The organism is Paenibacillus illinoisensis NBRC 15959 (assembly GCF_004000925.1).
Classification (GTDB): domain Bacteria; phylum Bacillota; class Bacilli; order Paenibacillales; family Paenibacillaceae; genus Paenibacillus; species Paenibacillus illinoisensis.
This window is the reverse complement of the sequence record NZ_BIME01000002.1, coordinates 176,381-191,369: the sequence shown is the minus strand read 5'-3', so window position 1 is coordinate 191,369 and position 14,989 is coordinate 176,381. Positions and strand designations below refer to the sequence as shown.

Below are 14,989 nucleotides of genomic sequence, written 5' to 3'. Positions count from 1 at the left end.
TGGAATTACACCTTCACCGGAGTTTGTTCAGATGCTGCTCCGGCCGTTTTTGAAGAGAAGGAAAGAGTCGGAGGTATCACGTCATCAGGGAACGGGCTAATGTACGACTCTCCTTCCAGTCGTTCCGCCAGCTCTGCCTTCGCCTGCTCAATGAGGGCTGGGTCAAGCAGAGCTGCAATGGCAGTACACGCCATCACTTTGCCTGCGAGCAGCATGCCTTTGTGTGCATAGCTGCTCTTGCCTTGCGCAACAGTCTGCCAGGCATGGATCGGCGTCGCATAAGCCCAGGTCGCGGTACCGCATTGTGCAGTCGGCACGTTCCAGCTAACATCTCCTACGTCCGTTGACGCTGGCATAACGCGCATTGTATCCATAAGTGGAGCGACGAAGCCCGCAAGAGGACGGGCCGAGAGCATGTCATGGACCTTCTTTCCACTCTGTCGCGATGCACTTGTCTTATCCTCTTCAGGGATCATAGCAAAGATCTCTTGGGCAAAGGCCAATTCGTCCTCAGTATAAACGGGAAGCTCAAGTCCAGTGAGGAACTCGTGCATTTTACCTTCCAGAGCTGCATTCGGGATGAGATTGGACGCCCCGCCTTCATAGTGATATGACATCGTAGTTCCCGTCATCAGAGCCGCTCCACGAGCAACATCGAGAACCCGTTCAAACAATTCCGCAACCTGGGAGGACTTCGGCGCCCTAACCAAATAGTTCACTTCTGCTTCGGCCTGCACAACATTGGGTGCAAAGCCTCCTGTATTCGTCACGGCATAGTGGATTCGAGCATCCGAAATCATATGCTCACGCAAGTAGTTCACTCCCACATTCATCAGCTCGACCGCATCCAGCGCGCTTCGTCCGAGATGGGGTGCTGCCGCCGCGTGGGCGCTGCGGCCCGTGAACTTGAAGTGCACATGCAGATTGGCAAGAGAGGACATATGCATGACAACGTTCATCGTGGCAGGATGCCAGCAGAAAGCGACGTCGACATCTCGGAACAATCCCGCTCTGGCCATGTAGGCTTTGCCGGATCCACTCTCTTCCGCCGGACAGCCATAGTATCGAACCGTGCCGGACATACCATGTTCCTGCAGATAATCCTTCACCGCAAAGGCAGCCGCCAGAGAGCCTGCTCCGAGCAGATTATGCCCGCACCCGTGTCCATTCGCACCCGGCACAAGAGGATCGAAAACTGCTGATCCCGCCTGCTGACTAAGGCTTGCCAGCGCGTCAAACTCACCAAGAACAGCAATGACCGGAGAACCGTTCCCGAAACTGCCTACAAACCCGGTGGCGAGTCCGGCAACGCCTTTCTCTACTGAAAACCCCTCCTGTTCCAGCGTCCTGCAGAGCAAATCCGCTGACTCGAATTCTTCGAATCGCGTTTCAGCGAAGTCCCAGATCGAGTCGCTTACATCGATAAATAAATCTCTCTTGCCTTCGATATACGCGGTGACTTCTTCAATGATCTTCTCATTCATGCCAAACACCTCTCTCCTTAATTTCGGCTACTCTACATCATTGGGCTACGGAAACAGCAAATACACTGAGTACAGGCTATCTGTTAATTAAATGCAAAGCAGGCAACGGCATGATCGTGACCTTTAAGCTCCGGTTCGAATTCGCGACAGATTGCTTTGGCGATCGGGCACCGCGTGTGGAAACGACAGCCGCCTGGCAGGCGGACTGGGTTCGGAACATCCCCTTGGATAATAATCCGTTTGTGTGAACGAAGCTTTGGATCGATTACCGGATTCGCACTTAACAAGGCGTTCGTATAGGGATGCTTCGGCGCCCTGAACAGCTTATCCCGGCTCGCAATCTCCACAATCTTGCCTAGATACATAACAGCTATTCGATCGCTGATATAGCGGACTGCGCCGAGGCCGTGTCCGATGAACAGGTATGCGAGCCCCTTCTCCTTCTGGAGCTTCTTCAGGAGATTCAGAATCTGGGCCTGGATCGAGACGTCGAGAGCTGAAACGGGCTCGTCGCACACGATAAACCTGGGGTTTAGGGACAAAGCCCTCGCAATGCCAATTCGCTGTCGCTGTCCTCCGGAAAATTCATAAGGATAACGACTTTTGTCTTCTGTCGATATTCCGACAGTTTCGAGCAGGCGATCCACCCGTTCTCCAACAGACGAACGACTTTCAAGTCGGTGCGCCAGCAGAGGCTCTGCCAGAATATCACCGATCCTCATTCGGGGATTGAGCGAGGAGTAGGGGTCTTGGAAAATCATCCCCATGCTTGCCCGAATTCGGCGAAGTTCCCTCTTGCCGAGTTCTGCCAGTTCCCGGCCCGCATAGAGGATCCTTCCGTCATAAGGCGTCTCAAGTTGAAGCAGCGTGCGACCGACACTCGACTTCCCACAGCCCGATTCTCCGACGAGACCAAGCGTCTCACCTTCGCGAATCGAGAAGCTGACACCATCGACCGCCTTGACATAGTCTGTGACCTGCGAGAAAATGCCCTGCCGGATGGGATAATATGTCTTGAGCCCTTCTACGCTCAGCAGTGGTGGCCTTTTCTTTTTCATATCTAGCATCTGCCGCCCCTCCCTGAACCGAAGCTGATTGTTATTCGATCAAGGGGTGAATTTCCACTTGGCGACGTTGTTCGTTAAGCCCACCGTGCTGGTATCGAGACCTTTGCCGATGTCCAGGTTTTTGGCCGCTGCATACATTTGCTTATCAGCATACAGGGCAATTACCGGAACATCGTCGTGCAGCATTTGCTGAACCTGCTGGTAAATCTCGAAACGCTTGGATGGTTCAAGCTCCTCTGCCCCTTGGGCCAGCAGCTCGTCAACTTCGGTGTTCGAATAGTCTGCGATATTAAAGCTGACTCCCGATTTGAACAGACCCAGCACGGAGTTCGGATCGAGAATGAAGCCCAGATTGAGTACCGTTAAGTCGTAGTCGTGCTTAAGAGCTCTTTGATAGGTTGTCGGAAAATCGAGCTTTGTCACTTGCACTTTCAAACCGGCTGCTTTCAAATTCTCGGCTATGATGTCAGAAGCTTGCTCGCGGATTTTGTTGCCTGTCGGGACGACGAATTCAATCGACTGGTTGAAGTCCCAGCCCGCTTCGTTCAGCAGTGCTTTCGCTTTCTCCGGATCGTAGCTGTAAAGGGGTATATCTTTATTGTAGTAAGGGTGGTTTTGGCCCAGCATGCCATCCACGAGTTCACCTTGTCCTTTGAGCAATTGATCTACAATGAGCTGGCGGTTCATGGCATAGGCCATGGCTTGACGCACTTTTGGATCCGGGAACTTCTTCGTATTGATGAACATGATGTTTGGATTATTGGCATCTCCATAGCCGGTGGTCACATTCGCCATATTCGCTACCTTGTCAAAATCCTGTACCGGAATGAGACCTACACCGGGAGAAGTCAACTGTATGTCACCTGTCTGAAGCTGTGCTGCGAGATTCGTCGCCGGCATCATTTTGATATAAATGTCCTTAATATTCGGCGCACCCTCGTAATATTGCTCATTTGCAGTGAGTTGAACGTACTGGTCCTTGGCAAATTTGACAAATTTGTAGGCTCCGTTGGTGACCGTAGGATTCATCATAAATTCGTTCTTGTTCAGATCCACCGGGGCCACATCCTTCAATATGTGCTCTGGAAGATATCGGAAGTACGTGCCGAACTGACTCTTGAATTGATTCGTTTCCATCGGGTTTTTCGTCTTAATGACGAAGGTGTAGTCATCCACCTTCTCGAAAAATCCCAGCTCCGTTTGCCCCTCCTCTCTCTTACCAGCTTCGTTCAGTCCAGCGACAAACGTCATGTTAAGGAGTGTCTTCACGTTAATGTCCGTGAACATGCGGAACGTGAACTCGACGTCGTCTGTCGTGAACGGTTCCCCGTCGCTCCACTTGGCGTTCTTGTTCAGCTTGATGGTGAAGTTCAGGTTGTCCGTTGTTTCGATCGATTCGGCAAGCTTCGGATCGAATCCATAATCGCTGTTCATGGCAACAAGTGTATCGCTCATCAATGAGTTCACGAAGACACCTGCATTGTCCAAATTAAAGACATCGAATGTCGTCACTGGATTCACAAGGCCGATATACAGAGGCTGACCGGTGCCCCCGGAAGCAGAAGCACTTTCGCCACCCGATCCCGGAGACGATGATGTATTGCTGTCAGAATTCGTACCGCAGGCCGTGACCAGCACCATTAATAATGTCAATACTCCGCAAATCCAAGCTTTACGCACCCTTTTCATCGGATCTCCTCCACCTAATTTCTCGTTTTGTATGTCATCATTGAGAGATGCACTGTAGTTTATTGTTTCGGGTCAAGTGCGTCACGTAAGCCGTCACCGACGAAGTTGATAGCAAGCACCGTCACCAGGATCATGATGCCGGGAGGCAGCCAAAGCCAGGGCTGGTCCGTCATGACGCTAATAGATTGAGCATCCGTCAGCATATTGCCCCAACTGGCCGTTGGTGGCTGAACACCCATGCCCAAAAAGCTTAGCCCGGACTCTGCCATGATTGCCGCGGCAACACCAAATGTCGCGTTCACGATAATTGGAGCCAGCGCGTTCGGCAGGATGTGACGGAAGACGATGCGCGGTGTGCTCAGCCCCAAAGCCACTCCGGCTTTAATGTAATCCATTTGCTTGAGCGTCAGTACGCTCCCCCGAACCAGTCGGGCAATGGATGGCCAGGAGAATAGAGCAAGAACAAGCACCAGCGTCCAAAGTGTTGGTCCAAGCACACTGACAACCACGAGAATAACCATCATATAGGGGAATGCCATGAACATATCTGTAACTCTCATGACCAACATATCAACCCAGCCGCCAACATAAGCAGACCAAAGACCGATGATGGTTCCAAACGCGACATACAAGGCGACTGTTCCAAATCCTACCGTTACAGCAACTCTCGTCGCGTACAGCAGACGGGACAGCACATCCCTTCCCACCTGGTCGGTTCCAAGCCAATGGGAAGAGGAAGGTGCAGCAGAAAATTCGGCGGTTACCGCATAAGGGCTATGCGGGGCTAGCCAAGGAGCGAAGATGGCTATGAGGATAAGCAGCAAGGTAACAACAAGCCCGGCGACGGCCAGCCGATGCTTCAGGAAACGTCGGGCCATTTGCCGGAAGACGCTCTCGGGCTCTGCTTGTTGAATCGGCAGGATAACTCCTCCGGCGACTGGGGTTTGTACAGCAGACATCGAATCCGCCTCCTCTCATTCGTGGTTTGTTTCGTGGAATATAAGCCTTCACTTACTGATATTGGATACGAGGATCAGCTACCGAGTAAAAAATATCTGTAAGTAGATTGGCAGCCAGTACAATCATGGCAGCGACCAGATTTAAACCCATGATGGTCGAATAGTCTCTGGACATGATCGATTGAATAGTCAACTGTCCGATGCCAGGCCACTGAAATAATTGCTCCACAATGACGGCTCCACCGAAGAGCATCGGAATTTCCATTCCGACAACAGTAATGATCGGAATCAGAGCATTGCGCAGGGCATGCTTGTTGGTGACATAGAACTCTTTGAGCCCCTTGGCTCGAGCTGTGCGCAGGTAATCCTGCTTCAATACATCGAGCATGCTGGCCCGAATATAACGCACTTTGCGTCCGGCAATGCCGACTGCCAGTGCTATGGAAGGTAGCACCAAATGTCTGATCCGGTCAGCTAACCCTCCACCACCGCCAAGATCCTCTGTTCCGCCGACGGGAAGCCAGCCCAGCTGAACGGAGAAAATATAAATGCATACGAGACCAAGGAAAAACTGGGGAATCGACGTTCCGACGAAGGAGAGTCCGGTCATTAGATAGTCGAATTTCGAGTTTTGCCGGACCGCACTCATGATACCGATTGGCAGCGCGATCAGAAGGCCAATAATCAGTGCGCAGATGCCGAGCAGCACTGTCTGCCCCAGACGCTCACCGATGAGTGAAACAACCGATTCACTAGTGCTGAAGGAATATCCCAAATTGCCGGCCAGCAGTTGACCGAGCCATTTGAAATATTGAACGATAATCGGATCGTTTAATCCAAGCTGCTCCTTACGTAACTCGAGCAGTTCCGGAGGTGTATCCGGTGTCATATACATGTCAATGGGGTTACCAGGCGCAAGGTTGATGATGACAAAATTGATGATAGTAATGCCAAACAAAACGGGAATCGCAATCAGAATGCGGCGAATGACGTAAGTAAACATGCTCTTTCTCCTCTCTTGCGATTTAACCGGCAGTCAGTGGATAATGACAAGCCACCGCGTGTTCTTCTCCTTGCAGAAGGGGCTCCTGCTCCTTGCACATTGCTTGGGCGTACGCACACCGGGTATGAAATCGGCAGCCTGACGGGGGACTAGCGGGACTGGGTACATCTCCCTGAAGAACGATCCGCTCTTGTCCGCGCTTGCGGGGATCCGGGACCGGATAAGCATTGAGCAAAGCTTGCGTATACGGATGACGCGGGTTTGCAAAGATCTGCTCCTTCGTTCCGATCTCAACCACCTTGCCAAGATACATCACCGCGATACGAGTACTGATGTACTTGACGGCCCCGAGACCATGAGCGATAAACAAATAGGTGAGTCCCAGCTCCCGTTGCAGCTCCTTGAACAAGTTCAGAATCTGCGCCTGAATGGAAACGTCAAGCGCGGATACCGGCTCGTCGCACACGATGAGCTTCGGATTCAGGGAAAGGGCACGAGCGATCCCGATGCGCTGCCGCTGACCGCCTGAAAATTCATGAGGAAATCTCTGCTTATAGCTTCGGGGTATACCGACCGTATCCAGCAGGTGGTCTATCCTTGTCTCCAGCTCCGCTCCGGTGGCCAGACCATGCACCCGCATCGGCTCGGCAAGCAGCTCCTGAACCCGCATCCGGGGATTAAGTGAGGAGTAAGGGTCCTGAAAAATCATCTGCATTTTCGTCCGTTCCCTGCGGAGGTCCAACATTGTGCTTTTCGTAATTTCCTGCCCTTCAAACCAAATTCTTCCGTCCGTTGGATTCTCAAGACGGATGATGCTCCGGCCGATGGTCGACTTGCCGCAGCCCGACTCACCAACGAGTCCTAGCGTTTCTCCTGGGTACAGCTCCAGCGAAATATCGTCCACCGCTTTGACATTCCCAACTGTGCGAGACAGCAATCCTCGTTTAATAGGGTAGTACGTCTTCAAACCTTCGATTCGAAGTAGAGGTTCTTGGGCCACTCTGCGTTCCACAAGCGTCATATGGCTTCCTCCTCTCGCGCATTCCAGGCACCGGGTTCCTGTTGTGCCATCCAGCAGCGCACGTGGTGGCCTTCCTGAACCGGCAGCAGTGTCGGTGCTTCGGACAGACATTTCGCTTCGGCAAACTCACAGCGAGTATGGAATCGGCAGCCCTTCGGCATGTTCGTAAGTGGAGGCACCGCACCAGGGATGGAGGCCAGCACCTCCTCGGCATCGGATTCAATGTGGGGAATGGATCTCATCAATCCTTGTGTGTAAGGATGGAGCGGCTTCTCAAACAGGGTAAACACGTCAGTCTCCTCGACCACCTGACCGGCGTACATGACGATGACCTTGTCCGCCATCTCTGCAACAACGCCGAGATCATGGGTGATAAGCATGATCGAAGCCTCCATCTCTTCTCGAAGGTCCTTCATCAGATTCAGGATCTGCGCCTGAATTGTCACGTCCAGTGCGGTCGTAGGCTCATCGGCAATGAGCAGTTTCGGCTTGCAGGAAAGTGCCATTGCGATCATCACGCGCTGTCTCATTCCCCCGGATAGAGAGTGCGGGTAGCTCTTCATGATTGCTTCAGGGCGGGGTATTCCGACCTTTTCAAGCATTTCGATTGCGTATCCATCAGCTGCCTTGCCCCTCAAATCAGTATGCAGCCGGATGGCTTCCGTCAATTGATTTCCAATAGTGAACACGGGATTGAGAGAGGTCATCGGTTCCTGAAAAATCATCGCAATGTCTCCGCCGCGAATCAGACGCAGCTCAGCCTCCGACAGCTTCGCGAGATCCTTGTCCATGAACCGAATCTCCCCCTCCCTGATGCTGCCATTCTTGCCGAGCAGTCTCATGATTGAGAGGGAGGTAACACTCTTACCACAGCCCGATTCTCCGACGATGCCTATGGTTTCCCCCTTCTCCAGCTTAAGGCTAACCCGGTCCACCGAAGTGACTTCCCCTTTGTCCGTTTTAAAAACGGTCCTTACGTCCTTAAGCTCTAGCAGCATGCGCAGCCCCTCCTTTGTCTCAATATTTGGTCTGCCACCAAGCTTTAATGTTATATTTCCTTACATAATTATTATCTTACGAAGCCCTCATAAGGAGGAGAATGTGAAGTCCCACACTTTAATCTCTTATTCATTGGGAGAATCAACATACATTTCACAAAAAACTTATGCTATATTTCAATTATCGTATTCTTCTTTTTGTAAACTCCCCCTGACATCTCAATCATGTATCTTACCTTGTAACTTTATTTAACGTTAATATGACGATTAATTAAAGACACTTTTCATTAGCTTTTGGGATCATTTCTTGGCATCAAAGCCTCCATAGGACCAAAAAGGTATCAAATTTTAAGAATACAAAAAGAACGGGGTGTGGGCCGTGTACAATCTTCTAATCACTGATGACGAAAGCGAAATTCGCAACGGTCTAAGTAACTATTTCCCATGGCATGAATTTGGGTATCAGGTTGTCGGTCAAGCTAGCGACGGAGAGGGAGCCCTCGCCTTTATCCAGGAGACGCCTGTGGACGTGCTTCTCTGTGACATCCGCATGCCCTCCCTGTCGGGCATTGATGTAGCCGAACGGCTATATCGGCAAGGCTCAGAGGTCAAGGTCGTTCTTCTAAGCGGATTCAAGGAATTTGAATATGCACAATTGGCTGTACAGTATGGAGTTAAGCGGTATTTGACAAAACCTACTAAATATACGGAAATTGCCGAAGTGTTTGGACATCTCCGAAGTGAAATGGACAATGCGAGATTGCCTGTCCCTTCCCCCTCTGCATCGTCCGCGGAGAACAGCCTGACGGACCAGACCATCGAGAAGGTTAAAGCTTACTTGCAGGATAACTTGTCCGCCGCTACCCTGGAGAACGCTGCAAAGCATGTTTTTCTTAATCCCTTCTATTTAAGCAAATTCTTCAAAACCAAGACCGGCGAGAACTTCTCCGATTATGTAATGAAGCTTCGCATGCAGCGTGCGGCCGAGTTACTGAAGACCACACACTGCAAGACGTACGAAATCAGTGAAATCGTCGGGTACAGTAACGCCAAGAATTTCACTAGGATGTTCCGGAGCTTCTTCGGGGTGACTCCCAGAGAATACAGGAACGAAGAATAATGTATGGTCACGACTACTGTTCGCTTTTTCATCAAGAACCTGCTGACCTTTCTTTTGCCCATGCTGATCCCGCTCGTTGTTCTCAGTGCTCTGTCCGCTTTCCTAACCCAGCAGTATGTCGTTCAAGGTATCAAAAGCAACAACATGAACATGCTGAAGCAAACCAAAGAGAACATTGAACTCCTATTCAATGAACAGAACGCTTTGAACCTGCATATTATCGCCAGCACGACCCAGTTCATGAACCTTAAGGATATGCTGAACAAGCCCCTGCCATCGGCAGAGGATTACCAACAACTGGCCGTCCTGAAAAACTTTATCGATTCACCCTCCATTGCCAGCTCCTATATTGACTCTATCTATATCTATCTAAATAACGACAACCAGCGCTACATTTCGTCCGTTACCGGAGGCTTTATCGAGCTTGGAGAGGACCCAGATCACTTATGGTACGACAGCTATCTACAGCATAAACATCACGAAGCGATCTGGACGGAAAGCCGGAAGATTCCGCGCTATAATTTGAACGAAGAGATCGATTATGCAGATGTCATTACCATGTACCGCAATTTTAAGGTGTCGGACGACACTACCGGCGTTATCGTCCTTAATATCAAACGTGAGTATATTGAACGCAGGCTGAACGATCTCGCTACCGCAAAAGGGCAACTGCTCGCCGTTGTGGATCAACAGGGCTCTGTTATATTTCAGAATAATGCCAAGTACGAGCTAAGCCCCGAGGAACTGAAACAGGTCATTTCGAGTAAAAACAGCTCTATTACGACGCAAGCTCCGAATGAGGAAGCCTTGATCAACTTGATTAACTCTGAGACTTACGATTGGACATTCATTTCCGTCACTCCGAAGCAATCTCTATACACCGCGCTTAATCGTCTGCTTCGCATTGGGGCTGTTTTGATGGTCATGGCGTTGGTCGCTGCGCTTCTGCTAGCCTTCCAGCTGACGAAGAAAAATTATTCGGACCTTAAAATCATCATGTCCATTCTGGACGCCGCAGAGAAAGGTAAGCCTCTCCCTTTACACCGTTCAAAGGGTAACAGTGTGTACAGCCAAATTATCCGCAGCCTGTTGCAGAATTTCATTGAGCATAACTACATGCGCGTTCAACTTTCGGAGAGCCAGTATAAAACGCAAGCTGCCCAGTTCGCTGCCCTACAGTCACAGCTCAACCCTCATTTTCTCTACAATACGCTGGAGACAATACATTGGAAGGCAGCCGGATACACCGACGGGCCGAACGAGCTAACGAGCATCGTAGAGCATTTATCCGATATTTTGCGGTATTCTCTGGACGGGCAAAACGGACTTGTGCCGCTTAACGTGGAGATCGCTAATACGAAGAGCTACATCGCGATTCAGAAAACAAGATATGGGGAGCGATTTGACATTTGGTGGGAGTACGACGCAGAACTGGAGAAATACCAAGTGCTCAAACTGATCTTTCAGCCGCTGATCGAGAACAGCCTGCAGCATGGCTTGAGCCGTTCGGATCAGAAGCTGGCGGTTAAGATCAAGATTCAGCGCAGTGGCACACGCCTGCGTATGGCCGTCATTGACAATGGCAACGGTATATCGGAGACGCGTATGGTCGAGCTGCGCACGAGGTTGTTTAGTGACTCGATGGACGCCAACCACATTGGTCTTATTAATACACAGAGAAGAATACAGCTTGCTTACGGTCACAGAGGCGAGTTGTGCATCAAGAGCAAGCCCGGCTGGGGAACGCTGATTGACATCAAGCTTCCAATCAGTTAATTCGTGGGCTGTCAGGCTGGGACGCTAATATATTTTTTCGCATGTCTTCCGCTTCCAGAAGTTTGAGACTTCTCGGAGAAAGTCTGGCTAACTCTCCGTTTAGGTGTCGCTCAAATGGCAGGCCAGATAAATTTTCAGCCATTCGTCCGGCTCGTCCAGATTCAGTCCAAGAAGTTCTTCGATCTTGCGGAGCCGATGATATAGTGTGTTAGGATGTATATGAAGTTTCTCCGCTGTAAGGCCTGCAGCACGGTTTGCGGCCATGTAGGTTTTGAGCGTTCGCTCCAGCTCGCCCGATTGCCCGCGCTGTGAGCGAAGTGGTGCAAGCACGTCCCGCACGTACGTCTCGATTTCATCCGGATCTTGATTGATGAACAGACGGTTAATGCCGATGTCCCCGTAACGGATAATTCCCGGCCTCTCCCTCCGAATCAGGTAAGCGAGTGAGCGGTTGGCTTCGTCATTACTCTTGGATACGTTCGCAAGCCCTATGTACAGCCCTCCCACTCCACCGAACAACAGAGATGTCTGTAAGCTGGACCAATTATCCACCACCGACCTAAGTTTCTGCACGAATCGGTCTTGTATCTGCTCATCGGCGGCGGAAGCAAGAAGCGTAATCTTGTCTTGCGCGCTGAACAGCAGCAAGTTTGTTCGGCCAACCTCCTTCTCTATCCCTGAGATCAGCCTGCGGAACTCGCTGTCCTGCCGCTTTGAATCCGAGTTTTCTTCCGTCAGCTGTAAGATGCAGACAAACAGCGGTGCGTGATTGGAAAGTCCGAAACGTTTCAGCTTCATTTCTAGCTGCCTCGGCTCCTGGTGCAGCACGATCTCGTTGAACAATTCCTGATTTCCACGATAGTACATCTCGGTCAGGGAGTGCGTGTTCATCATCTCCAGGGCAACGACCGCGCTCCCCTGCTCCAGTACAACATAATCGAGCCTCTCCAGAGGGCGCCCGAGTTCGACGACAAAGCATCCGAGTAGCATGGAACGGTTCCAGATCGGATAGAGACAGTGCTTCCTTTCATCTTGACTCTCCAATGTTTGATATGTCGCTATGCTATTAAACAACTTGCGCAGCCTCTCCCCGGAGAAGTCTTGGGATGACTCTGAACGGGGATACCATTCATCCTTGACCAGATCCACAAAGAGGACGGACAAGCCAATCATGCGGCTCATCGTTTGCGTGAACATTCCCAAATCGTTGCCTTCCACGGATAATTTTGTGAAAATATCGTGGATCTCGTTGCGCTTTGTCAGATAGCGATTCTTTTCCTCCAGCTCGCTGAACAGACGGGCATTAGCGATCGCAATCGCCGCTTGATCCGCGAAACCTTGGAGCCGATGAAGATCGCGTTCTTCCATTTGTTTATACTTCTTAGTTTGATGGACGAGCATGACCCCAATTTTGTCTGTGTTCATGGTTACAGGAACAGCCATGACCGCGTTCACCTTTTCTGGAGAGTCCTCAAACGCCTGGGACAAGCTTGCCATATTGTCCATAGCCACGTTATCCATTGCTTTTATGAAAGAGGGCGGCGACAAAAATATTTCTCCCTTTCCACTGTTAAAAATTTTCCCAGTAATACCTTCCCCCGGATGGACCCTAAACGCATAAATTGATTCTCCGACCCCCACGCTTGCCCTAGGAACTAGCTTGCCCGACTCCGAATTAAACATCATGAAAAAACCGCAATCCGCAGAAGGAATCACCTTCAGGGCACTGTGCATGATACGCAGAAGGAGCTCGTTTAAATCTAGGGAAGAAGTCAGCTCCCTGAGGCTGCGCAGCCATAACTCATCTTCTCTGCTCCGCTCAATGACAAGCTCTTCCAGCCACCATTCCCGGATAATCCAATGCAACCGGTCCTGCCAATCCACTTGAAGATCCAACTCTTTGGGATACAGAAGCAACGCCTCCCGGCACAGTGGCTCTTCATATTTGAACAGGATTCGCTTAGTTCCGTCGCCATGTTCGTCCTGCAGTTCCGGATCCATGCCAGGAGAAGTGATCCCAACCCCTTCAATAGACTCTCCTCGTCTCCAGCGGCGCCAAGGAGCTTCTGATCCAGAACGTGCCCATAGGCCATACTGTGAAGATTTCATCCAAGCCTCCAAATTCGATCTCAACTCTCGATCTTTCACATTCATCCCTCTTTTCATGTAACCATTCCTACCACACAATCTTATTTCATAGTGTATTCAAACAATAAAATCTTGTAAAGATCGTTGAATGAGACAATGTATTTGCCCTTAAAGAGAGCTAAAATGTAACTATTCTTAACAAGGAGTTGAAGCCCTGATGAGCAAACAGGATATTCTCAGCTGGATTGATGATAACTCTGCAACCTTTACCGAAATGGCTAGGAAGATATGGGAGCATCCGGAGGTTGGATATACGGAACGTTTCGCCTCCTCGTTACAAGCGGACACGCTAACGAAGGAAGGCTTCAGCATTGCTTGGAATATCGGAGAAGTATCCACGGCATTTATCGCTGAATATGGGAATGGCAAGCCGATCATCGGCATTTTGGGTGAATTCGATGCTCTGCCGGGTCTGTCCCAGGAAGTCAGCTATACGGAAAGCCCTATCGTTGCAGGAGGTCCAGGGCATGGCTGCGGTCACAATCTGCTCGGAACCGCGGGTGTTGAGGCTGCGATTGCACTGAAGAAGCGTATGGAAGAGGAAGGTCTACCAGGAACGATCCGCTATTATGGCTGTCCGGCGGAGGAATTATTGTCGGGGAAAACATATATGGCGCGAGAAGGGGCCTTCGACGACCTGGACAGCGTGCTGACCTGGCATCCCGGCAGCTTCAACATGACGGCCAATTTTAGCATGCAGGCGCTGACGGCGGTCGAATTTTTCTTTTCGGGTCGGACCGCACATGCGGCCGGAGCACCACATCTTGGGCGAAGTGCCCTGGACGCCGTCGAGCTGATGAATGTAGGTGCAAACTACATGCGTGAACATGTGCCGGACGGGTCGCGAATCCACTATCAGATCACTAACGGCGGTCTCGCGCCGAACATCGTTCCGGACAAGGCAAGCGTCTACTACTTTCTGCGTGGTAAAACCCGTCTGGCCGTTGACCAGTTACTGGAACGTTTGATCAAAACAGCACAGGGCGCCGCCATGATGACCGAAACAAGCGTGGATTGGGCTATTCGTGCCGGCTGCTATGATACACTCCCGAATGTGGCACTCAACGACCTCATGCACACCCAGGCTGAATTCGTCGGACCGATGTCCTTCACGGAAGAGGAAGAGCAGTTTGCCGTTCAACTTCGCGGAAGTATTCACCCTGAGGTGCTTGCCACCGGAAGCGCAATGACTCCGTCCAAGGAGAACCTACCTATCGGCTTCTTCAATCTCAAACAGACTTATGGAATGTCCATAGGGGGCTCCAGTGACATCGGTGACGCTTCCTGGATCGTGCCAATGGGCCAGATCATGACTACGTGCGCTCCTGCCGGCGTCCAAGTGCACACATGGCAGGCAACCGCCGCCTTCGGCTCTTCCATCGGCATGAGAGGCATGCATTACGCAGCCAAGCTGATGGCGTTATCTGCTTATGACCTGCTCCTTAACGTTGATGGCATCATCGACAAGGCCAAAGCCGAGTTTGCATTAAGTACGAAAGGTGCCACATATAAGAGCTGCATTCCAATGGATGTGAAGCCGCCGTTCTTCAAGGAGACAGTCCCCGCCGGATAATAACCATCCAGACAACCAGCATGGGAGGTTGGCGATACAACTAGATCAAAGATTAGCTATTTGGGATTGTTGATAGAGTGAGCCCTATTAGCCAATAAGCCTAGACAAAGGATTCCTCCTATGTCTAGGCTTATTTTCATTCATCACTCCC

Annotated in this window: 11 protein-coding genes; 3 read left to right on the top strand and 8 right to left on the bottom strand. The window is 50.8% G+C overall.

Features of this window, described 5'->3' with window-relative positions; all coding sequences use genetic code 11:
- Window positions 1-5: 5 nt before the first annotated feature.
- From PIL01S_RS06340 to PIL01S_RS06310, 7 genes are all read right to left on the bottom strand, one after another.
- On the bottom strand, window positions 6-1,484 hold the full coding sequence (locus tag PIL01S_RS06340; RefSeq protein WP_127536765.1) for a M20 family metallopeptidase: 1,479 nt from the start codon (window positions 1,482-1,484) through the stop codon (window positions 6-8).
- An 83-nt stretch (window positions 1,485-1,567) separates the two neighbouring features.
- Window positions 1,568-2,551: an ABC transporter ATP-binding protein gene (locus PIL01S_RS06335; protein WP_281280769.1), complete on the bottom strand. Its 984-nt coding sequence runs from the start codon at window positions 2,549-2,551 to the stop codon at window positions 1,568-1,570.
- A gap of 39 nt (window positions 2,552-2,590) precedes the next feature.
- Window positions 2,591-4,240, bottom strand: coding sequence for an ABC transporter substrate-binding protein (locus PIL01S_RS06330; protein ID WP_127536764.1), 1,650 nt, complete (start codon window positions 4,238-4,240; stop codon window positions 2,591-2,593).
- Window positions 4,241-4,299: 59 nt separating this feature from the next.
- Complete coding sequence (gene opp4C, locus PIL01S_RS06325) at window positions 4,300-5,199, bottom strand: oligopeptide ABC transporter permease (RefSeq protein ID WP_127536763.1); 900 nt, start codon at window positions 5,197-5,199, stop codon at window positions 4,300-4,302.
- A 52-nt stretch (window positions 5,200-5,251) separates the two neighbouring features.
- A complete protein-coding gene (locus PIL01S_RS06320) occupies window positions 5,252-6,202 on the bottom strand; it encodes an ABC transporter permease (protein ID WP_127536762.1) in 951 nt (316 codons plus the stop codon).
- A 22-nt stretch (window positions 6,203-6,224) separates the two neighbouring features.
- Window positions 6,225-7,223: an ABC transporter ATP-binding protein gene (locus tag PIL01S_RS06315; protein ID WP_127536761.1), complete on the bottom strand. Its 999-nt coding sequence runs from the start codon at window positions 7,221-7,223 to the stop codon at window positions 6,225-6,227.
- Window positions 7,220-8,227 carry an ABC transporter ATP-binding protein gene (locus tag PIL01S_RS06310; RefSeq protein WP_127536760.1) on the bottom strand — a complete coding sequence of 336 codons (1,008 nt, stop codon included), beginning with the start codon at window positions 8,225-8,227 and terminating at the stop codon, window positions 7,220-7,222. Before PIL01S_RS06310 ends, PIL01S_RS06315 begins: the two co-directional genes overlap by 4 nt.
- Window positions 8,228-8,600: 373 nt before the next feature.
- Here PIL01S_RS06310 and PIL01S_RS06305 point away from each other — a divergent pair, with 373 nt between their 5' ends.
- Window positions 8,601-9,341 carry a response regulator transcription factor gene (locus PIL01S_RS06305; RefSeq protein ID WP_127536759.1) on the top strand — a complete coding sequence of 247 codons (741 nt, stop codon included), beginning with the start codon at window positions 8,601-8,603 and terminating at the stop codon, window positions 9,339-9,341.
- Between the two features lie 3 nt (window positions 9,342-9,344).
- Window positions 9,345-11,117, top strand: a complete 1,773-nt coding sequence (locus tag PIL01S_RS06300) for a sensor histidine kinase (protein ID WP_127536758.1) — start codon at window positions 9,345-9,347, stop codon at window positions 11,115-11,117.
- 99 nt (window positions 11,118-11,216) lie between these two features.
- On the opposite strand, the gene PIL01S_RS06295 is transcribed toward PIL01S_RS06300, so the two are convergent.
- Complete coding sequence (locus tag PIL01S_RS06295; protein ID WP_164764179.1) at window positions 11,217-13,226, bottom strand: helix-turn-helix domain-containing protein; 2,010 nt, start codon at window positions 13,224-13,226, stop codon at window positions 11,217-11,219.
- A 196-nt stretch (window positions 13,227-13,422) separates the two neighbouring features.
- On the opposite strand from PIL01S_RS06295, the gene PIL01S_RS06290 reads away from it, so the two are divergent.
- A complete protein-coding gene (locus PIL01S_RS06290; protein WP_127536756.1) occupies window positions 13,423-14,838 on the top strand; it encodes an amidohydrolase in 1,416 nt (471 codons plus the stop codon).
- The last annotated feature ends 151 nt before the right edge of the window (window positions 14,839-14,989 follow it).

What these genes read in the sequence shown, in the direction of transcription:
- opp4C (WP_127536763.1), bottom strand. Translation starts at nt 5,199, where the DNA reads ATGTCTGCTGTACAAACCCCAGTCGCCGGAGGAGTTATCCTGCCGATT.
- PIL01S_RS06320 (WP_127536762.1), bottom strand. Translation starts at nt 6,202, where the DNA reads ATGTTTACTTACGTCATTCGCCGCATTCTGATTGCGATTCCCGTTTTG.
- PIL01S_RS06315 (WP_127536761.1), bottom strand. Translation starts at nt 7,223, where the DNA reads ATGACGCTTGTGGAACGCAGAGTGGCCCAAGAACCTCTACTTCGAATC.
- PIL01S_RS06295 (WP_164764179.1), bottom strand. Translation starts at nt 13,226, where the DNA reads ATGAAATCTTCACAGTATGGCCTATGGGCACGTTCTGGATCAGAAGCT.
- PIL01S_RS06335 (WP_281280769.1), bottom strand. Translation starts at nt 2,551, where the DNA reads ATGCTAGATATGAAAAAGAAAAGGCCACCACTGCTGAGCGTAGAAGGG.
- PIL01S_RS06330 (WP_127536764.1), bottom strand. Translation starts at nt 4,240, where the DNA reads ATGAAAAGGGTGCGTAAAGCTTGGATTTGCGGAGTATTGACATTATTA.
- PIL01S_RS06340 (WP_127536765.1), bottom strand. Translation starts at nt 1,484, where the DNA reads ATGAATGAGAAGATCATTGAAGAAGTCACCGCGTATATCGAAGGCAAG.
- PIL01S_RS06290 (WP_127536756.1), top strand. Translation starts at nt 13,423, where the DNA reads ATGAGCAAACAGGATATTCTCAGCTGGATTGATGATAACTCTGCAACC.
- PIL01S_RS06300 (WP_127536758.1), top strand. Translation starts at nt 9,345, where the DNA reads ATGGTCACGACTACTGTTCGCTTTTTCATCAAGAACCTGCTGACCTTT.